Raw genomic sequence first — 20,131 nt, 5'->3', positions numbered from 1 at the left:
AGCACCGACCGTTAAGGTGGGATTTTCGTTGACAAGAATAGTTTTTGAATCTGTATCGCTGCAGCTACCTCCCGTTGTGGTTAAAGTAAGGGTTGCAGTTCCTGAATATCCTGCTGGTGGAGTCCAAGTGGCATTAAGAGTATTGGCATTGGGGCTAAAGGATCCACCAGCACTGGAACTCCATGTTCCTCCAGTTGCGGCTCCTGCTACACTACCACCTAGAGCAGCAGAGGTTCCTCCTTGGCATATAGCTGCCATAGCTGATCCAGCATTGGCTGTTGATGAACACCCGGGTCTTAATGCGAGTAAAATAGATCCAAAATGGGAATTAGTGTTTCCAGAAAGTTCAGAATCTCCATCTCCAGTATTTCCTATACTATTTTTAATAACCCAAGCACCACCAATAGCCATATCAGCACTGGTTGTGGAGCCCAAATCAAAAAGTTCATTTAAACCTAAATTTCCAGGACCAGGGGTATTAACATTCCATCCTGAAAAAGTTCTATTGCCCTCAATTATACCTAGCATCACAATTCCAGCATCAGCAGTGGTGTTTGATATAGAGTTTGCAGTTAAATCATCATCGTCTCCTGTTGTAAAAGTTCCAATAGCTTCAAATGGAGAAATTGGATCAACACCTGAAAAAGCAATTATAGCCCCGATAGTACTTTCTGAATCATTATCTACATTGAAGGTAAAATTTGCAGCAGCAACATCGGCCGCTGTCGCTACTTTATAAAGAATGGTTCCCCACCATCTATCATCTGGAGTCCCGGGATTAATTTGCTGTCCATGAATAAGTGTCCAACCTGTGCGAGTGGCATTACTTAGGTTATCGTCTTCATTATTGCTTTGACCGATAGTCGCTATCATCAAATCACCAACTTGCAGGCCGGTAGGTCTTGCTATTGTTATTGTATTATTTGTTGAGGTTGCTGTAGTAGCCGCCCCCCTCTGAGCTATCTGCCCCCTCACTTCCCCTGCTCCTAAAAAAATCATTCCCATCAAAACCACTAACCCGATTAGCCCTTTTTTCAAAAAAGGGAGGGTTTTGGTTTGAATACCAAATTCAATACGGGTATGTTGAAAAATAGCATTTCCACCTACTCTTTTTAACCCTTTGAGGATTAAAAACAGAAGGGGTAAAAAACCTAAAACAAATACCAAATTCGTCAGACTCATTTCCAAAGAAATGGATAAGGGTGAATGTTGTAAATGTACATAAAAATGTATTTCACACAAACAAAAGTCCTGAAAATCACATGTTTTAGGTGGTATGTCATCTCAACTGAGGCTGTTTTTGGAGGAATCCCAATGTATGCCGATGCACACTTACATTTATTCGGTGCCCCTCATAAGAGATATTCCTATTTAAATAAAATATAAACTTGCCCTGAGTAAAAAGGCTTCCGACTAAAGTGTATTTAGTATTTAAAAATTTGTAATAGTTTTTCATAGGCAATTTGTTTCCAACCACTCAATCAAAATATCATCAAATAGCAAATGGGCACAATAATATTGCAGAAAAATTAAATAAACAAAATTTAATTTTTAAGCTCATTTTTTGATTCTCCAAATGCAAAAAATTGGATTTCAAGCATATGGAATGGAAATCAGGTGTTTTCCTTTGTGTCGTTCTTCGAGATTTGTAATCTCGAAGAACGACTATGGGATTTGCATTCCCACTTCTATTTTTTTTAAGGCTAAAAGCCAGGTTTATACCGGCCATGGGCGCCCTCCCTTTGAATTTTGGAAGGATCCAAATTGAGGATGGGTCTGAAGGATGGGATTTTCAGCAAAAAAATAACCCCGACATCGCTGCCGGGGTTAACCAGTTATATGGAAGAAAGGATATTACCCGTTCATACTAATCAAAAACTCCGCATTGTCGCGCGTTCCTTTCATTCGGTTGAGCAAGAATTCCATCGACTCCTGTGAGTTCATGTCGCTCATCAGTTTTCTGAGAATCCAAACACGTTGCATTTCTTCTTTGTCCATCAGTAAGTCTTCACGACGGGTACCTGATCCCAATACATCAATTGCAGGATAGATACGTCTATTGGCCAACTTACGATCCAAAGCAAGTTCCATGTTGCCGGTTCCTTTAAATTCTTCAAAGATCACCTCATCCATCTTGGAACCTGTTTCCACCAAGGCTGTTGCGATGATGGTCAATGAACCTCCATTCTCTACATTCCTAGCCGCGCCAAAGAAACGCTTAGGTTTGTGAAGCGCATTGGCATCCACCCCTCCGGAAAGAATCTTACCAGAGCTTGGTACCACAGTATTGTGAGCACGGGCCAGTCGGGTAATCGAATCCAATAAGATTACTACATCATGTCCTACTTCCACCATTCTTTTGGCTTTTTCCAAAACAATATTGGAAACTTTCACATGACGGTCAGCAGTCTCATCAAAAGTGGAGGAAATTACCTCTGCATTTACTGATCGGGCCATGTCTGTCACTTCCTCAGGACGCTCGTCGATCAAGAGGATCATCAAATGAACTTCCGGGTGATTCTTCGTGATCGCATTGGCGATCTGCTGAAGTAATACAGTCTTACCGGTTTTTGGCTGCGCCACGATCATGCCTCGCTGCCCTTTTCCGATGGGAGCAAATAGGTCAAGGATTCGGGTAGAATAGCCATCTGGCTTGGTAGATAGATTTAATCGTTCCTCCGGGAAAAGCGGGGTCAGGTATTCAAAAGGAACCCGGTCACGGATTTCGTCTGTGGTCTTTCCGTTGACGGTAGCGATTTTAAGTAGGGCGAAGTACTTTTCTCCTTCTTTAGGCGGGCGGATCGACCCTTTGATATGATCTCCAGTCTTTAGACCAAAAAGTTTTACCTGACTCGGTGATACATAGATATCATCCGGAGAGGCCAGGTAGTTGTAGTCTAGGGAACGAAGGAAACCATACCCTTCCTGCATCATTTCCAAAACGCCTTCATTCTCGATCACTCCGTCAAATTCGCGGGGACTGACAAAAGGTTTTTTGCGGTTGGGATTGTGGACGGTCTCAGCTGCAGGAGCCATGATTTCGTCCGGAGAGCGGAAGTTTTTTCGCTTGGGTAGTTCGATTTCAGCTTCCTGTTTTGCTGCTGGTGCCGGTGCTGAAGCGGGAGGTGTGACTTCCTGAGATTCCCCCGTATTTCCAGTGATGTCAACTTCTTCAAATGCCCTTCTTCTAGGTCTGAAGGTTTTTGGTTCGTCTGAAGAAGGGGCTGCAGTAGGTTCTGCTTGGGCTTCTTTCTTTTCAGGTGTAGGCCTAGGCTCTCTTTTCTCCAGATTAGGTCTTTCTTCCCGCTTCTGCTTCCATTCCGGTTTGGGCGGTTTTGATTCTGCGGTAGCTTCTGCAGGCTCTGGGGAAGTTTTTTCTGGTTCAGGAGTGGCGGGGATTTCAGTGACGTTCTGTCTTCTGAATTTTGGTTTGAATTCTGCGGCCTCTTCAGCTTTAGGTGAGCTGATTGTAGGTTTTTCGTCTGGTTTTGTTGCCTCGGTAGGGGGGATCTCTACGGCTGAAGGCTTTTTCTTGGGGAGGGCTTGCTCTGGGGTGATGGCTTGCTGATCAAGTATTGCGTAGACTAATTCGTCTTTTTTGAGGGTTTTGAAGTTTTTGACTTTAAGCTCCTCAGCAATCTCCTTCAGTTCAGATAAAAGCCTGATTCGGAGTTCTTCTATGTTATACATAAAGAGGGTATGAAATAAATAAGATATTGTAAAATGTGCTATTTGGGAACGTGGATGATTTTCTGAGCAAAAAAGGTCTGCAGGAAAAGCTCAAGTCAATGTGGGCGACTTGTTCATTCACGGTGATGCCACAATATTAACCGATGGTTTTGGATTTAACAAATTTTTGTTTCTAGTACAGATTTTTGACAGTCAGCGGATTCACTCCAGCACCTGTCTAATGACTACCAGTGATTTGAAGGAACTTGAGTTTTCCATATGCTGGGAATAAAAGTCCAGCAGATGATCCAATAGCTTTCTTCGCAAACCAACGGGTACTTTGTCGCAACACTTGTATTTATCACTCAATAACCTTTCCAAATAATCCAAAATCTGCGGAAGCTCCTGATCTGAAAAGGGCTGGTGGACAGATTCCAAGAGAAATCCTTCTGCGTCTTCCGGAGAAAAACCCAGAAACTTTGCCTTTTCGATCAAAAATACCAAAGGGAAATGGGTCAATAGCGCCTCTCCCTGATCTAGGATGATTACACTTTCAGTCAAGAAGTCAAACAGGGATTCGTTCTGATAGTTTTCATATATACTGCGATTGATCACTTCAGTCATAAATAAAGCGATGCTGGTTCGGGAAAAATCAAAAGGAATCCGTTGGTGGGCACGTTGCAGCTTGGCGTCTGAAATCCGCTGAAGTCCCGAATTTTCTTTATTGTAAACCACAAGATCAAGCAGCGTCAAGGGTTGGTAAAGTGCCATTTTGGAACCTTTTCCCATGCTGCGTACTCCATTGACCAAGTAAGATTTCAAACCGAGTTCCCGGGTGAAAATCTTCACAATGATGCTCGTGTCTTTATATCGAATCGAGCTGAGCACCAAACCGGCGGTTTTGCGGATCATTGGATAAAGAGTTTGAGATTTGTAGTTTGAGATTTGAAATTCGGGCCGTTACATCGCGGGCCGTTACATCGGTTCCTTTCTTCAGTGTACCTTTTTTTACCGCAAAGTACAGGAAGGAGCGCGAAGTTTTTTTGAGAAAAGCTTTCGGTAAGCTTGAGTGGGACTTTTCGGGGTTTTACTAGTAGTTGACTTTTTTTCAAGGTCACAAAGGCTAAAAGCTTCGCTTTTATGTATTTGCTGGACTACCTACTCTTTTACTATTTACGACTTACAATCCCTACATTACTACCCCTTCTTGATACTTGATACCAGATTCACGGGTCTCGACTCCGCTCGACCTGCTACGTCAGCCTCCTTCTGCTTTCAACATCGGTTATCGGTCATTTCTTCCGTCTTCTGTCTTCCCACTTTTTCAATATCGAACATCGAATGTTGAATTTCGAATGATGAAGTTAAGCCCCACATCGGTCATCTGCCATCCCATATCTCTCACTCACTTCTTATCCTCAAAGAAACACCTTCGGCATCGGGCTTCGTAGCTTTCCTTTTCTCCTAAAACGACCTTTTCTTTTGCTTCTGAAAGCCGAAGAGAAAATGCCGCCAAATCTCCACATTTCATACAGATTGCGTGAACTTTGGTCACATACTCAGCGATCGACATCAACTTGGGCATAGGCTCAAAGGGTTTTCCCTCAAAATCCATGTCCAACCCAGCGAGGATGACCCGTTTTCCCTTGTTGGCCAGTAGCTGGACCACTCGGACGATTTCTTCATCAAAAAACTGGGCTTCATCGATTCCTACGACATCACAATCACCGGCCAGCAACAGGATGTCACCGGCAAAGTTTACAGGAGTAGAACGGATACTGTTTTCATTGTGGGAGACGACGTCCTGATCATGATATCGGCGATCTACAGAAGGTTTGAATATTTCAACTTTAAACTTGGCCAATCTGGCCCGGTTGAGCCTTCGGATCAATTCCTCGGTCTTGCCTGAAAACATCGACCCACAAATCACCTCAATCTGACCTTTTCGCTCAGATTGTCTACGACTGTTCAGAGAAGGTTCTATAAACATACTTATTCCGTGTAGGCTAGGTGCGGGAATTTATTGATCTCAGCTACTCTAATGACTAGGTCTCCGCCTATAATCTGACTCTGGCAGCAAAGTCGTTCATTGGATCGGAGCCGGTTTTGATTTTTGTAAAAAAGCTCCCGGTCCGTTTCAGGACTTAAGTTTTCGATTCCTTCGATGACTATCATTTTACAGGTGGTGCAGCGCCCTTTTTTTCCGCAGGCATGCATCCAATCCGTGCCGTTTTCATGAATTATTTCGATAACTTTACGATCAGGGTGTTCCGAATCAATGATAAGATTTCCCAGGTTTTGAATGATTATTCGGGGCATTTCTTCGTTTGTTTTTGAAAACAAGACCCACACATGACAGTTCAAATTAACAGCAATTATTTAGAAAATTACTCAACTGAATACACAGATCTGGTTTGTAATCAATTTTTTGCCGGAAGGCAATACATTACGGGACAGGATATCATTCAGTTAACAAGCAGTACGCAGGTCAATTTTTTCATTATCAAGCGTCTCTTTGAGCTTTGGCAGGAAGAATTGGCAAAGTTAAAGAGCAGTCCCTATTTTGATTACCGGGATATCGCAGTGCATGACGCGCTCACGCAATTCATGAATGTATTGTCTCGCAGGATCAAAGTGGAGCGGTCCAATCTCGAACCTCTGGTCAAGTCTGCTGTCATCCAGGCAATCCAAGTGGCAACCGACCCGGTAACTTTTTACCAGAATGAAATTAAAAAAGCTCCTGCAGGAAAAATCAATGATTTTCTCAAGGAAAATAAAAAGTACTACAAATGGCACGATAGAGTAATTTCCTTCCTGATCGATAAGACCGGATTTGGTCATGACTCAGATTCCTATCTCAGAGCGATTGCTGCCAATTACCAAGCAGTTAAGGATTCCTTAGAGTCTGTCAATTTACTCTTGGCCACTCTGGGTGATATCAAGGCATTTGATGTCGACTTGTATATGGGGGCAGAAGATGCTGAGGCTACGCCAATATCCAAACCCTCAGTCAGTGTAGATGCCGCCGACGGGTCGTTTTTTGATACGGTAGAAAAGGAAGAGACCCAGATCAGTCCAGCAGCTGCAGTCTCCGAACCTACTCCTCCAATTCAAAATACTGCGCCGGTAGTAGTAGAAAAAATTTCTATCTCCAGCAATGGTGCTCAGTTAAATGCCACTAGGCTCAAAGCCCAATTTGCTACCGAATCGTATCGAGGCATGAAAGGAATCATCGGAGAGCTTTCGGAAAGCCTGGCCCTGAATCAGCGCTTTATGTTTACAAAAGAGCTTTTTGACGGAAACGCAGATTTGTTGCGTCATGCTTTGAAGTCCATTGATGAAGCAGGCTCCTTTGAAGCGGCTGTAGAATTGATCAATTCTCGTTTTGTCTCTGAATTGGGTTGGGAGACAGAATCAGATCCTGTGCAAGAATTCCTTCAATTGGTCTATCGGAAATATTCAGATTAATGTAAAGCGACTTTCTCATAACTCCTGTTTGTGACATTGAGCGAAGCCGAAATGTTGCTTAATTTGCCGCAAATGGCCTTCGACTTCGAGACTCTTGTCTCTCAGGTGCTCAGGCTGACAAAAACATGCCTTATGAGACAGTCTCTTTTTATGTTCTTCTTGGAGGGTTATCTAGATTAGTCAGGTAAACAAACAGGATAGAATTCAAGACCAAATCCACCTATTGCAACTTGTGAACCGCGACTGATCCCTCCGAATGTAAACTGACCACTGCCTACTATTATCATCCCAATCTTCCCAGTTGTGTAGCTCTGGATGAGTCCATCTTGATGAAGATGAACAGCAAAACAGTAAAGGACCACAGCGAAGATCCTCCATAGCTGAAAAAAGGAAGCGGAATACCGACCACAGGGAACAGTCCTATGGTCATGGCGATATTGATCATGAAGTGGAATAACAAAATAGATACTACACAATACCCGTAGATCCTGGTAAATCGCGTTTTCTGCCGCTCTGCCATTATGACCAGTCGGTACAAAAGACCGGTAAAAAGACTGATCACGACCAAACTTCCAATCCAGCCAAATTCCTCACCCAAAGTACAGAAGATAAAATCGGTATGCTGCTCCGGCACAAAGTCAAACTTGGTCTGGGTACCTTCCAGATAGCCCTTACCGAGCAATCCTCCTGATCCGATGGCAATCTTGGACTGTGTGACATTCCACCCTACCCCGAGCGGATCCAAGTTGGGATTAAAGAGGACCATGATCCGGTTTTGCTGGTGGGGCGGGAGCTTGGCCACGACAAAGTCAAGTGAGTATATAAATGCAATCACACCCAGTCCAATTAGAGAAAAGGCAAGGATTCGCTGCCATGTTCTTTTCCCCAAGAAAATAAGAATCAATACTACTACCACGACGGCTCCAGCTAAATAGAGGTTGTTTTCTACACCCAAGGCCAAAAGCGTGATGGCAATAAATCCAAAACCAAAAATAAAATAATAGGAGGGAAGCCCTTCCCGATAAAACATCAGCAGCATCGCAAAATACACCATAGCGGTACCCGTATCCGGCTGGAGGATGATCAATGCTACAGGTAGCAATAGCACTCCAAAGGCAATCAGCTGATATTTCTTTTTGGAAAGGTCAAAAGTCGGACGCTCCATTACCTTGGCCAATGCAAGTGCCGTGGCAAATTTGGCAAACTCCCCTGGCTGTATTCGAAAACTTCCAAAACCGATTGATAGGGTCTGGCCATTTACTTCTTTGCCGACAAAGGGAGTCAAAACCAATAAGACCAGAAAAACAATGTAAATGACCAGAGATAGGTTCTCAAAAAACCGCGAATCCGCAACCATGATCACCGTAATCAGTACGATGGCTGTGCCGATCCACAGGAGTTGTATTCCAGAATTGATGGATAAATCAAAGATGCTTTTCTCCACTTGGCTGTCATACACTGCAGCATAGATATTGAACCAGCCAATGATGACCAGTGCAAAATATATCGATACGGTGATCCAGTCTACCCGATTGATCTGTATGTCTGCTTCCCGCATCAGTAAATAAAGTTTCCGGCTAAAACATAATCCTGGAGGGCTGGACGAGAGATGTCTCCTCTGAGGTATTTCTCAATCATCAAGGAAGCTGTACTCGCAGCAGCTCTTCCACCCCAACCCGCATTTTCTACATAGACTGCAATGGCAATTTTAGGATTGTCTTTTGGAGCAAAAGCAATGAATACCGAATGATCCTCGCCATGTGGGTTTTGGGCTGTTCCAGTTTTCCCAGCGATGACCAGATCCTTCATCACGGCACGGTTTGCTGTACCATAAAGAGCCTCCGCCATTGCATCCTGGATCAGATCAAAATGCTTGGCATCGATGCCCACATCATTTTTGATCTGGTACTTGCCGGGAATCAAAGTCGGATCTCCATCCACTTCTTTGATCAGGTGAGGCGTATAGTAATACCCCTTATTTGCAAAAATAGCGGCGAGATTTGCCATTTGTAGCGGTGTGACTAGCATTTCACCCTGTCCGATGGATAGGGAATAGATCGTTGAATATTTCCAGCGTCCTTCCCCATATACTCGGTCATAATACCTGCTTGAAGGAATATCACCACCTTTTTCACCAATCATATCCAATCCAAGCGAACCCCCAAGTCCAAATTTCAATACTTTTTCTCTCCAGGAATTTAATCCGATTTCGGTGTCTTTAAAGGTATTACTTGATACCTCCTGATTAATGATCTGTCGGAATGCCTGATGGTAATACGGGTTGCAAGAGTTACGAATTGCTCCAAATAGATTGACAGGATTCGGGTGATTGTGACAGGCGACCAGGGATTTATTGCAGGCAAAAGTCGTCTCCGGAAACAGGATCCCTTCCTGCAGGGCGATCAGACTCTGAACGATCTTGAAGATCGATCCAGGAGGATATGTTGCCATGATCGGTCTGTTAAAGAGCGGCTTGCTCGGGTCATTATTTAATACCCGGTAGTTTTTCGAAAAGTCAGCACCGGTCAATACGTTCGGATCATAAAATGGGGCAGAGATCATTGCCAGTATTTCTCCGCTTCCGGGTTCAATAGCCACTACTGAGCCCGTTTTTCCCGCCATCAGCATTTCACCATACATTTGCAAATCCATGTCGATGGTGGAGGTTATGTTTTTTCCTGCTATTGAGGCGGTATCGTACTCTCCGTCCTTAAATGGTCCCTTGTCGATACCCCGTACGTTGACCATTTTGTATTTGACGCCTTTTCTACCCCGTAGCTCATTTTCATAATAGCGTTCCATTCCGCTAAGGCCTACGTAATCACCCTGGGAATAATATTTTAAGGTATCCCGTTCCAATTGGCCTGCGTTGATCTCACCGATATATCCCAGCGCATGGCCTGCGGTGGAGTTGGGGTAGGATCGCACAGATCGTGTCATGATGAAGAGACCGGGATAGTCCACTAGGAAGTCCTGAATCCGTGCAAAATCCTTGGTGGAGATTTGCTTGATCAAGGTAGAAGGTTTCACTGAGGAATAGTTTCGCGCAGCGGTGTAAGATTCGATCAGTTGCTCTTTGGAAATTTTGAACAGCTCACAAAAGCGGGTCGTATCACCGACTTTGAATTCTTTCGGGACGACCATCACATCAAAAATCGGATTGTTGAAAACCAAAAGTTTACCATTGCGGTCGTACACTAATCCCCGATACGGGTGATCCACGATCCGCTGAATGGCGTTGCTCTCTGCCCGCTTCATAAAGCTATCGTCCACCACCTGAATCATGAAAAGCCGAATGAGCAGAACTATGCTCACCAAGAAAATGAAGATGAGAATGACGATCGGTCTTTGGTCTTTCATTGTTGTTTAATGTTCCTCCTTGGCCATGAAGCCTGTCCTTTCCAACTCGGTAATTTTTGGAGCATGAATAGAACGATGTTTATTCCTGAATCAGATGAGCCCGAAATACTCGGTTTCGTCTCCTTAATTTGTTTTCTTTAGTATTCAGCTGGATTTTCCTGAATTTAGCTCCGGAAAATTTTCTCTTTAATCATCCAATTCTATTCGGATAATTTTCGGGAGCATTTCATTAGATTCCGCGCCTCCGCTTGAAGAATAGCAGCTGTACAAGTATAGCCAAAAGGCAAGTCAAAATCGAGGAAAAAAAGCTTTTGTTTAGTACACCCAAGAAGCCGCTTGTTCCCCATTGATCAGCTGAAAAAAAGACCAGACAATAAATGAAAATCAAGGGAAAGGAATAGGTGATAAACCAAACCAAACCCATTTCATTTAGCGAAGGTTCCTCTGCATCCACATAGCCACCTGTAGGGCTGATGGCTCTAAGCCATAGCGACCGGACAAAGGCGAGTAAAGTAGCAGCAGCTGTGTGCATTCCAATTGTTTCGTAGAAAATGTCAACCATAAAACCCAGACCAAATGCAATGAAAAGCAAGGGTGTGGTTTTCATGGAGATGGGCAGAATCAAAATTCCCAACAGGTAGATAAACACAAAGGCAATACCAAAAAGTGCCAGATTTTTCAAAAACAAAATCTGAACTACTCCCAAAAATAGGATCAACAGGACGTAAGAAAACAATTTTCTAATATTCATTGCTTATCTCAGATTGGCGATAGAGCGAGTCCAGTTCGTTGAAGCGTGTGTTTTCCACGAGATAGACATAATTGACCTTATTGAAATCAGTACTTAGCTTCACAGTGAGATCGAGATAGTTTGGATCCTTTTCATCGGGAGAGATCTTCGAAATGACACCGATCAATATGCCCTCTGGAAAAACTGAATTGGATCCGGAGGTGATGACTGTATCTCCTTCTTGAACCTTGACGTGACGTGGGACAAAAAGCAATTTTGCTTCGGTACTATTCTGTCCATCCCACTGCACTGTGGCAAAGTCATTGGTCGATTTGATTTTTGATGAGGTCAGTTGCCCGGTATTTAACAGTGAGAATGCCACGGCATAGTTTTCAGAAACTGCTTTTACTCTTCCTACCACGCCCTCGGGATTGAATATTCCCATTCCGGGTTTGATGCCGTCTTTAGATCCTTTGTTAATTGTAAGGTAGTTTTGGGAAAATCTCAGCGAACTACCGATCACCCGTGCACCTCTGAATTGGTAGGTGCTTGCAAATGTCGAATCCAACTGAAAGGTGATGCTGTCTGGCTTGGCCTGAAGGAAACTCAACTGCTGGAGAATCGCAGCATTTTCGGCAGTGAGTGCTTCATTTGCCTCAGCCAATGAGAAAAACTGAACTATATCTGCCTGTTGCTTGAGCACCGATCCCACCAGCGCGTTGGAACTATTGAAAAAAGCCCCACCCTGTGGAGAATTGTTGGAGACAATCATCCAGACTGCCATCACTTCAAGAAAAACGAATAAAATAAATGCCCTTATTCGGTAAAGGAACTGTAGGATGCGTAGCATTCAGCGTTTAAGTCATCAGGACGGTTCGGAAGTTTTGAATGTTTTTCAGGGCAGTGCCTGTACCTCTTACCACTGCTCTCAGCGGATCTTCGGCGATATGAATCGGAAGTTTGGTTTTTTGGTGAAGTCTCTTGTCAAGCCCTTTCAATAGCGCACCACCACCTGTGAGGTGGATTCCATTGTCATAGATATCGGCAGACAGTTCCGGTGGAGCAATCTCCAAGGCCTTAAGTACTGCTTCTTCAATTTTCGAAACTGATTTATCCAAAGCAAATGCAATCTCAGAATAGGACACTTTAATCACCTTTGGAATACCAGTCATCAGGTCTCTTCCTCTGATTTCGTAATCGTCTGGCGCGTCGTCTAGCTCAGTCAGAGCTGATCCGATAGCTATTTTTACTTTTTCTGCAGACCGCTCTCCGATCAGCAAGTTGTGCTGTCGGCGCATGTAGTCCAAAATGTCCTTGGTAAAGGTATCCCCTGCCACGCGGATAGACTGATCGGCCACGATACCGGATAGAGCTATCAATGCAATCTCAGTCGTACCTCCTCCGATATCGACAATCATAGATCCCATTGGTTTCTCGATGTCGATACCGATACCTATCGCTGCGGCTATCGGTTCATAGATCATGTAAACTTCCTTGGCACCGGCATGCTCAGCGGAGTCACGGACGGCTCGCTTCTCCACCTCGGTAATACCCGATGGAATACAGATTACCATGCGGTGGGATTGGGGAAACAAGCCTTTTTTCTGACCGGGGATCATTTTGATCAACCCTCGGATCATCTGCTCAGCTGCATAGAAGTCTGCAATCACTCCGTCTTTCAGTGGACGGATGGTTTTGATGTTCTCATGTGTTTTTTCATGCATGTTCATCGCCTCACGGCCGACGGCTAGCACACGGTTATTGGTCTTGTCGATGGCGATGATAGAGGGCTCATCGACGACAATTTTATCCTTATGAATGATCAGGGTATTTGCAGTACCCAAATCAATGGCTATATCACTAGAGAAAAAATCAAATAATCCCATTTTAATACTGATTGATTGGCTTCGAGTTGGAGTTTGGAGTTTAAGGTAGTGCCTAGGCACCGATTTTAAACGTGGGTCGGCAAAATTATTATCTTAAATCGACAAAACTCAGATAAAGCCCATTTTTTTGTTTGGTTAGCTTAAATGAATTATTTCATATCAGGTTCTGTAGTTTTTTAAGTTTTCCTCCTAGAAAATATTCTTTGTAATCTGGATTAGAGGCTCCTGCTTTGCAATTCGAAATTCTTTATATTACTTTTGCACCGTATTCGAAAGTTTCTGGAGGGGACAACAAGTCCCCTCTTTCATTATTCAATCACATGGCCGAACTTAGAAAAGTGATCACAGAGCTTGTAGCGAAGCATCTTCCGGATGAATCGCACTTTGTGGTGGACATCAAACTGGAGGAAATAGCAGGAAAAACCAAGGTTTTGATCCTTCTTGATGCAGATCAAGGGGTCACGATCGATGCCTGTGCCAGGCTAAGCCGGAAAGTTTCTGGAGAATTGGAAGAAAATGAAATGATCGAAGAAGCCTATGTGCTGGAAGTTTCTTCTCCCGGGGTGGATTTTCCACTCAGTAGTCTGAGACAGTATCAAAAAAACATCGGCCGGGAGCTCAAATTGACGCTCACGTCTGGAACAGATTTGATTGGAAAACTACTTGAACTCGATGAGGAGAAAGCAAAGCTGTTGGTAAAGAAAAAGGAAAAAGGTAAAAAAGCAACCGAAGAAGAGGTGCTTGTTCCTTTTGCGGAAATTAAGAAATCTATCGTACAAGTATCATTTAAATAACTCAAATGGATGCCAAAATCTTAATAGAATCTTTCGCAGAGTTTGCGAGATCTAAAAATGTGGATCGACCTACCATGATCCGTATTCTGGAAGATGTGTTCAGAGCCATGATCCGTAAAAAGTTTGAAACTGACGAAAACTTTGACGTCACGATCAATGCTGACAAAGGAGATCTTGAGATTTTCCGTATTCGGGAAATCGTAGACGACAACTCCGAAGATATTTGGGATTTTGACAAGATTAGTTTCACTGAAGCCCGGAAGATCGAGCCTGATTTTGAAATCGGAGAAGAAGTGTACGAAAAGATCGAATTGGAAGAGTTTGGCAGGAGAGCAGTCCAAATGGCCCGTCAGACATTGATCCAGCGAATCAAAGACTTAGAGAAAGATATTCTGTACAACAAGTACGAAGAGCAAGTCGGTGAGATAGTATCTGCCGAGGTATATCAAATCTTGGGACGTGAGATTTTGTTGATCGATGGAGATGGCAATGAATTGATCCTACCGAAAGGGGAACAAATCCCGAAAGACCGATTCAGAAAAGGAGATACCGTCAAAGCAATCGTACATCGGGTAGACATGAACAATGGCAATCCAAAGATTATCCTTTCAAGAACCTCTCCGGTATTCTTGGAGCGATTGTTTGAAAATGAAGTTCCGGAAGTATACGATGGCTTGATCACCATTGTAAAAATCGTCCGAGAGCCTGGAGAAAGAGCCAAAGTCGCTGTGGAATCTTACGACGACCGAATCGATCCTGTAGGCGCTTGTGTAGGAATGAAAGGATCCCGAATTCACGCAGTTGTGCGGGAATTGCAAAATGAGAACATTGATGTAATCAATTACACTGAAAATCTTGATCTCTACGTCACCCGAGCACTCAGCCCTGCCAAGGTATCCTCCATCACAGTGGATCAGGACAGGAAGCGAATTTCAGTGTTTCTTAAACCAGATCAAGTATCCCTTGCCATAGGAAAAGGCGGTTTCAATATCAAATTGGCAAGCCGATTGGTAGGATATGAGATCGATGTATTCCGTGAACTCAACGAATACGACGACGAAGACGTGGATTTGAGCGAATTCGTTGATGAGATCGACGGTTGGATTATAGATGAGTTGAAAAAGACCGGACTGGATACAGCAAAGAGCGTTTTGGCTTTGACCAAAGAGGATTTGACCAGACGGACAGAATTGGAGGAAGAGACAATCGATGAGATTTTCAGAATCCTCAGACAAGAATTTGAACAATAACACGGGGATTTCCCCAGATTACCTAATATTATATAGAATTTCGAAAAGCGGTTTTTGCTTATGTCAGAAGAGAAAATGATGCGTTTAGGCCAAATAGCTAGAAAACTCAACGTGGGTACGGCAACCATCGTGGAGTCAATGGCTAAAAAGGGCTTTGAGGTGGAGAACAATCCCAATTCCAAAATATCCATGGAACAAGTGGCTATGTTGGAGAAGGAGTTCAAATCCTCTGCCCTTGATAAAGAGGAAGCTTCCCACTTATCAATAGGAAAGCGTCACGAGCCTATTTCGCTCGAACCTGAAACACCAAAGCAGGAAAAAGCCCCCGAGCCAAGCCCTGCACCGGTTCATAAGGAAGAACCAAAACCTGCCGAAAGTACCCCTGTTCCTCCTGTTGCAGCAGCTCCAGCTCCACAGCCTGAGCCTGAAAAAGTAGCTCCTGAAGCTCCCAAGCTGGAAGGAATTAAAATTTTGGGAAAAATTGACCTGGACAAAAAACCAGCGTCTACACCTCAGCCAGCACCTGCACCCCGAGGTGAAAGACCCCAGGAGCAGCGCAAACCTAATCCGTATCAGCAGCAAAACCAGCCGCAGAATCGGCCAGACCAGCGTCCGGGACAACACCCTAAAGGCAATCAGCAGCAAAACAGACCTAATCCGCAAGGACCAAAACCTGTACAGCAAGCACCAAAGCCTGTCGCTCCTGCACCTCCTGTAGAAGCACCCAAAGCTCCTGTTGTTCAGCCTAAGGAAGAAGAAGCACCGGAACAATTGATCTCCGCAAAAGCCGATTCGCTCAAGGGATTGACAGTACTTGGCAAAATCGAATTGCCAGTAGACCGACCTAAGAAAAAAGGTGGACCTGTGGCATCTTCGGATGAAAGAAACCGGGATAAGAAACGACCTAGGAAACGAATCGATAAACCAGGAGCTCCTGGACAAGGAGGAGGTCAGGCCGGTGGGCCTAGACCTGCTCAAGACCAGCGTGGAGCGCCAAGACCTGCTAACCAAAGACCTGGCGGTGGCAACGCCCAACGCGGTGGATCTCCTCAACAACGGGTTCAAAAAGCAGAACCTACTCCTAAGGAAATTCAGGATCAGATCAAGCAGACGCTTGCCAGACTTCAGGGTACAAAACCTGGTTCCGGTAAATCAAAATCCAGAAGAGACAAGCGGGCCGATAGAGACCGAGAAGTCGAAGTAGAAGGAGAAGAAGCAAAAATCCTCAAAGTAACCGAGTTTATCTCAGCAAACGATTTGGCTTCGCTATTGGATGTGTCTGTCAATCAGATCATTTCCACCTGTATGTCATTGGGGATGTTTGTTTCGATCAATCAACGACTGGATGCAGAAGCGATTACGATTATCGCGGATGAGTTTGGCTATGATGTAGAATTCACCAAGTCTATCGAAGACGAAATGGTGGAAGAAACTCCGGACGAGGCAGAAGATTTGATAGAACGTGCACCGATTGTCACTATTATGGGTCACGTCGATCACGGTAAAACCTCCCTCTTGGATTATATCCGAATGGCCAAAGTCACTTCAGAAGAGGCCGGTGGGATTACCCAACATATCGGAGCGTATGATGTAATGACTCAGACAGGTCATAAAATTGCATTCCTTGATACTCCGGGTCACGAGGCCTTCACGGCGATGCGTGCCCGAGGTGCCAAAATCACTGACTTGGCCATCATTGTGATTGCAGCGGATGACAGCATCATGCCGCAGACCAAAGAAGCAATCAATCACGCCCAAATGGGAGGCGTTCCTATGATTTTTGCCATCAATAAAGTGGATAAGCCTAATGCAAATCCTGCAAAAATCAAAGAAGAACTTGCCAATCTAAACTTGCTAGTAGAAGAATGGGGAGGAAAATACCAATCTCAGGACATCTCTGCCAAAACGGGCTTCGGGATTGATGAGCTGTTGGAAAAAGTCCTGCTTGAGGCGGAAATCCTTGAGCTTAAAGCCAACCCAAATAAAAACGCTGTAGGTACGGTGGTAGAAGCTTCCTTGGATAAAGGACGTGGCTATGTCGCTACCATCATGGTACAGGCAGGTACATTGAGAATCGGAGATATCATGCTTGCCGGCCAACACTATGGCCGTGTGAAAGCGATGTTTGACCATAAAGGCAAAAAGCTTAAAGAGGCTGGACCTTCTACTCCAGTTCAGGTATTAGGCCTTAGTGGTGCACCTCAAGCAGGTGATACAATCAAAGTGTACGACACTGAGCGTGAAGCCAGAGAAATCGCCAACTCCAGAGAGCAGATTCAACGGGAGCAAAGCTTACGAACCAAGAAGCATATCACACTTGATGAAATCGGTCGTCGATTGGCAATCGGTAGCTTCAAGGAGCTCAACATCATCATCAAAGGTGACGTGGATGGATCGGTGGAAGCACTATCTGATTCCTTGCTGAAACTGTCTAAGGATGAAGTGAAAGTATCCATCATCCACAAGGGTGTGGGTCAAATATCCGAATCAGACGTATTGCTCGCCTCAGCTTCTGATGCAATCATCATCGGATTCCAGGTAAGACCTTCTTCCAATGCTAAGAAACTTGCCGAGCAGGAAGAAATCGAAATCCGACACTACTCCATCATCTACGATGCGATCAATCAGATCAAGGATGCAATCGAAGGAATGCTTGAGCCGGAATTCGAAGAAGTCATCACCGGTAATATCATCGTCCGGGAAGTCTTCAAAATTACGAAAGTCGGAACTGTCGCAGGTTCGTATGTGACTGACGGTTTTATCACCAGAAAGAACAAGATCCGCGTCATCAGAGGCGGTATTGTAATCCACGAAGGTGAGATCGATCAACTGAAGCGATTCAAAGATGATGTAGCTGAAGTGAAAGCAGGTTACGAATGTGGTATCTCTATCAAAAACTTCAACAACATCGAAATCGATGATACAATTGAAGGCTATGAAATGAAAGAGATCAAGCGCAAAAAGTAATTCTTAAGAATTTATAAGTAAAAAAGGAACGACATCAGTCGTTCCTTTTTATTTTTAAGCCATGCTGGCTGCTATTCAAGTTTTATTGCTGGGGGTTGCGCTTCTCTCATTTCTGAGTTTGGTCTTAGGATTGATCCGACCTGTATGGGTTTTGTGGTTTTTGGATCGGTTTAACAGGATAAAAGTGCTTCGGATTTATGGATTATTATTTTTTATTAGCTTTTTGGCGTGGTTTTTACTGAAGAATTTCATGCGTCTTTGAAATAAAATTTTATTGATTATAAAAAAGACAACCTTTTGTTTTGGCTTTGATAATTTTATGGAAGAAACTTCCTTTTTTCAGATTTTTAAATCAACTTTCAGGTCATTAGCAATAAACCACTTGAGAAAAGCCGTAGCCATAGCACTTTTGATTTGCTTTGCCATGTACCATTTTGGCTACTATGCGTTCTATTATTCCTACCAGTATACATTGGAAAGCAGCTGGAAAGATAAGATCTATGGAGACCAGCTTGGCAGCCTTGAAGAGCGGCTTTTGGAAATTCCACTCGCTGCGCCCTACATGTCCAATCAGGAGGAATTTCAGGCTACCAATACCCGATTTGAAAAGGATGGAAAGTATTTCCGTGCCATTAAACAACGGTATCAGAACGATACACTTCAAGTAGTATATGTTCCGGATACTGCACGTAAGGTGCTGGAATCTACAGTGAAAAGCTGGATATCTTTCCTGACGGAGGATGAACTGCCAGGAGATCAGAACGGTAAGATCCAGCTGAAGCTTTTTGCAAAAGATTACCTCGAGCCAGAAATATATCAGATTGAATTATTCGCTAATACCAGCGTAGACGATAAGATTGGGTTTATTTTTTCAGCTTACATGAGTCCGTATTTCACGCTAGACTCACCGCCTCCTCAGGTATCCTAATTTCTTTTTTTGCTGAGATATACGTACCCGGGACAATAGTTTCGATAGGGGTATGTGTACTCACTGCTCAGACCATTAATCCATTTGAATGGGATTTATGAATTTGAGCTATTCCCTTAATTCACTATCAATTTTATTCTTATGAACTTAAATACAAAGTTCCGGATCGGGCTATTTATGCTCTTTTTGGGACTTCCAATTCGCTCGTGGGCTCAATCTCCAATGGATGAACTCATGATGCCCACAAAGGAAATTTGTTTCCTGGGCAATTTTGAATACGGTCAATTTGATGAGTACTGGGAAGGGACTAACCTCCGAACCAATGCTACTATTGAAACGGTTCAGCGTAGAACTGCCATGCTGATGGCAGCCTATGGGATAACAAAAAAGCTAAATGTCTACTTGGGCTTACCCTACGTTTCCTCCAATTCCACCCGGCCAAACGGGGGGAAATTTGCCGGGACCTCAGGGATCCAGGATCTTTCCATTGGATTGAAATATGAACTTATCAAAAGACAATCCGATACGGGCGAATTTTCCGCCTTTGCTTCCCTAAATTTTTCAACCCCTGCTTCCAATTACCTTTCAGACTACCAGCCCTATTCTTTAGGCCTTGGCGCTCCTCAATTGGCATGGCGAGGAATCCTCAACTACAAATGGAAAAATGGAATTTATGTCAGAGGGGTTGGTGCATACATCTGGAAAGGATACACAGAAGCAGAGCGGGAATACTACTACAATGATGGAAGCTATTTTACACCGTGGATGGATGTGCCCAGTTCATGGAATCTCGATCTGATTCTTGGAAAATGGTTTTTTGAAAATAAACTCAGGGTAGAACTTGGCTACGGCTCACAATATTCCACCTCAGGGGATGATATCCGATTGTACAATGCTCCCCAACCCACCAATCAGGTAAATATGGGAAGAGCTAGCGCCTTTGCCCATTACTATTTTCAGAATATCAAAGGATTGGGGGTTTTGGCTTCATTCAATCAGATTGTTTCTGGTAAAAATGCTCCAAAGATGACCAGTTTCGGTCTGGGTGTAACCTATCAATTCAAGCTTTTCAACTGAAA

The 20,131-nt window shown here is 43.9% G+C and carries 16 protein-coding genes; 7 read left to right on the top strand and 9 right to left on the bottom strand.

Going from position 1 to position 20,131, the window contains the following annotated elements:
- Positions 1 to 28: 28 nt before the first annotated feature.
- The gene (locus DK188_RS21640) at positions 29 to 739 is read left to right on the top strand and encodes a hypothetical protein (protein WP_198673005.1); all 711 of its coding nucleotides are present in this window, start codon (positions 29 to 31) and stop codon (positions 737 to 739) included.
- Positions 740 to 1,854: 1,115 nt separating this feature from the next.
- Here the strand turns inward: DK188_RS21640 and rho are convergent.
- The 4 genes from rho to DK188_RS11265 form a co-directional block, all read right to left on the bottom strand.
- The gene (rho, locus tag DK188_RS11280) at positions 1,855 to 3,690 is read right to left on the bottom strand and encodes a transcription termination factor Rho (protein WP_111670914.1); all 1,836 of its coding nucleotides are present in this window, start codon (positions 3,688 to 3,690) and stop codon (positions 1,855 to 1,857) included.
- 201 nt (positions 3,691 to 3,891) lie between these two features.
- The gene (recO, locus tag DK188_RS11275; RefSeq protein WP_111670913.1) at positions 3,892 to 4,581 is read right to left on the bottom strand and encodes a DNA repair protein RecO; all 690 of its coding nucleotides are present in this window, start codon (positions 4,579 to 4,581) and stop codon (positions 3,892 to 3,894) included.
- Positions 4,582 to 5,074: 493 nt separating this feature from the next.
- The gene (locus DK188_RS11270; RefSeq protein WP_111670912.1) at positions 5,075 to 5,659 is read right to left on the bottom strand and encodes a thymidine kinase; all 585 of its coding nucleotides are present in this window, start codon (positions 5,657 to 5,659) and stop codon (positions 5,075 to 5,077) included.
- 2 nt (positions 5,660 to 5,661) lie between these two features.
- Positions 5,662 to 5,988: a 2Fe-2S iron-sulfur cluster-binding protein gene (locus DK188_RS11265; protein ID WP_111670973.1), complete on the bottom strand. Its 327-nt coding sequence runs from the start codon at positions 5,986 to 5,988 to the stop codon at positions 5,662 to 5,664.
- A gap of 33 nt (positions 5,989 to 6,021) precedes the next feature.
- Here DK188_RS11265 and DK188_RS11260 point away from each other — a divergent pair, with 33 nt between their 5' ends.
- The gene (locus DK188_RS11260) at positions 6,022 to 7,137 is read left to right on the top strand and encodes a hypothetical protein (RefSeq protein ID WP_111670911.1); all 1,116 of its coding nucleotides are present in this window, start codon (positions 6,022 to 6,024) and stop codon (positions 7,135 to 7,137) included.
- Positions 7,138 to 7,420: 283 nt separating this feature from the next.
- Here DK188_RS11260 and rodA read toward each other — a convergent pair whose 3' ends face one another.
- From rodA to DK188_RS11235, 5 genes are all read right to left on the bottom strand, one after another.
- Positions 7,421 to 8,695: a rod shape-determining protein RodA gene (gene rodA, locus DK188_RS11255; RefSeq protein ID WP_111670910.1), complete on the bottom strand. Its 1,275-nt coding sequence runs from the start codon at positions 8,693 to 8,695 to the stop codon at positions 7,421 to 7,423.
- The gene (mrdA, locus tag DK188_RS11250) at positions 8,695 to 10,497 is read right to left on the bottom strand and encodes a penicillin-binding protein 2 (protein WP_111670909.1); all 1,803 of its coding nucleotides are present in this window, start codon (positions 10,495 to 10,497) and stop codon (positions 8,695 to 8,697) included. Before mrdA ends, rodA begins: the two co-directional genes overlap by 1 nt.
- Before the next feature lie 229 nt (positions 10,498 to 10,726).
- On the bottom strand, positions 10,727 to 11,248 hold the full coding sequence (locus DK188_RS11245) for a rod shape-determining protein MreD (RefSeq protein ID WP_111670908.1): 522 nt from the start codon (positions 11,246 to 11,248) through the stop codon (positions 10,727 to 10,729).
- On the bottom strand, positions 11,238 to 12,077 hold the full coding sequence (gene mreC / locus DK188_RS11240; protein WP_111670907.1) for a rod shape-determining protein MreC: 840 nt from the start codon (positions 12,075 to 12,077) through the stop codon (positions 11,238 to 11,240). The genes DK188_RS11245 and mreC overlap by 11 nt, the downstream gene beginning before the upstream one ends.
- Before the next feature lie 7 nt (positions 12,078 to 12,084).
- A complete protein-coding gene (locus DK188_RS11235; protein ID WP_092731786.1) occupies positions 12,085 to 13,113 on the bottom strand; it encodes a rod shape-determining protein in 1,029 nt (342 codons plus the stop codon).
- 320 nt (positions 13,114 to 13,433) lie between these two features.
- Between DK188_RS11235 and DK188_RS11230 the strand changes: the two genes are divergently transcribed.
- From DK188_RS11230 to DK188_RS11205, 5 genes are all read left to right on the top strand, one after another.
- Entirely contained in the window at positions 13,434 to 13,907 is a 474-nt protein-coding gene (locus DK188_RS11230; RefSeq protein WP_111670972.1) for a ribosome maturation factor RimP, read from the top strand.
- Positions 13,908 to 13,912: 5 nt separating this feature from the next.
- Complete coding sequence (gene nusA / locus DK188_RS11225) at positions 13,913 to 15,157, top strand: transcription termination factor NusA (RefSeq protein ID WP_111670906.1); 1,245 nt, start codon at positions 13,913 to 13,915, stop codon at positions 15,155 to 15,157.
- 60 nt (positions 15,158 to 15,217) lie between these two features.
- Positions 15,218 to 18,124 carry a translation initiation factor IF-2 gene (gene infB, locus DK188_RS11220; protein ID WP_111670905.1) on the top strand — a complete coding sequence of 969 codons (2,907 nt, stop codon included), beginning with the start codon at positions 15,218 to 15,220 and terminating at the stop codon, positions 18,122 to 18,124.
- Positions 18,125 to 18,506: 382 nt separating this feature from the next.
- The gene (locus DK188_RS11210; RefSeq protein WP_198673004.1) at positions 18,507 to 19,052 is read left to right on the top strand and encodes a hypothetical protein; all 546 of its coding nucleotides are present in this window, start codon (positions 18,507 to 18,509) and stop codon (positions 19,050 to 19,052) included.
- A gap of 141 nt (positions 19,053 to 19,193) precedes the next feature.
- Complete coding sequence (locus tag DK188_RS11205) at positions 19,194 to 20,129, top strand: transporter (RefSeq protein ID WP_111670904.1); 936 nt, start codon at positions 19,194 to 19,196, stop codon at positions 20,127 to 20,129.
- Positions 20,130 to 20,131: the final 2 nt, after the last annotated feature.

Origin of the sequence: Algoriphagus litoralis, from assembly GCF_003259255.1 — a bacterium.
In the GTDB taxonomy this organism is placed as follows: domain Bacteria; phylum Bacteroidota; class Bacteroidia; order Cytophagales; family Cyclobacteriaceae; genus Algoriphagus; species Algoriphagus litoralis.
This window is presented reverse-complemented; position numbering and strand designations above follow the sequence as displayed.

Bases quoted from the DNA above. Each gene is read 5' to 3' on its own strand.
- rho (WP_111670914.1), bottom strand. From the start codon at position 3,690: ATGTATAACATAGAAGAACTCCGAATCAGGCTTTTATCTGAACTGAAG.
- recO (WP_111670913.1), bottom strand. From the start codon at position 4,581: ATGATCCGCAAAACCGCCGGTTTGGTGCTCAGCTCGATTCGATATAAA.
- DK188_RS11270 (WP_111670912.1), bottom strand. From the start codon at position 5,659: ATGTTTATAGAACCTTCTCTGAACAGTCGTAGACAATCTGAGCGAAAA.
- DK188_RS11265 (WP_111670973.1), bottom strand. From the start codon at position 5,988: ATGCCCCGAATAATCATTCAAAACCTGGGAAATCTTATCATTGATTCG.
- DK188_RS11260 (WP_111670911.1), top strand. From the start codon at position 6,022: ATGACAGTTCAAATTAACAGCAATTATTTAGAAAATTACTCAACTGAA.
- rodA (WP_111670910.1), bottom strand. From the start codon at position 8,695: ATGCGGGAAGCAGACATACAGATCAATCGGGTAGACTGGATCACCGTA.
- mrdA (WP_111670909.1), bottom strand. From the start codon at position 10,497: ATGAAAGACCAAAGACCGATCGTCATTCTCATCTTCATTTTCTTGGTG.
- DK188_RS11245 (WP_111670908.1), bottom strand. From the start codon at position 11,248: ATGAATATTAGAAAATTGTTTTCTTACGTCCTGTTGATCCTATTTTTG.
- mreC (WP_111670907.1), bottom strand. From the start codon at position 12,077: ATGCTACGCATCCTACAGTTCCTTTACCGAATAAGGGCATTTATTTTA.
- DK188_RS11235 (WP_092731786.1), bottom strand. From the start codon at position 13,113: ATGGGATTATTTGATTTTTTCTCTAGTGATATAGCCATTGATTTGGGT.
- DK188_RS11230 (WP_111670972.1), top strand. From the start codon at position 13,434: ATGGCCGAACTTAGAAAAGTGATCACAGAGCTTGTAGCGAAGCATCTT.
- nusA (WP_111670906.1), top strand. From the start codon at position 13,913: ATGGATGCCAAAATCTTAATAGAATCTTTCGCAGAGTTTGCGAGATCT.
- infB (WP_111670905.1), top strand. From the start codon at position 15,218: ATGTCAGAAGAGAAAATGATGCGTTTAGGCCAAATAGCTAGAAAACTC.
- DK188_RS11205 (WP_111670904.1), top strand. From the start codon at position 19,194: ATGAACTTAAATACAAAGTTCCGGATCGGGCTATTTATGCTCTTTTTG.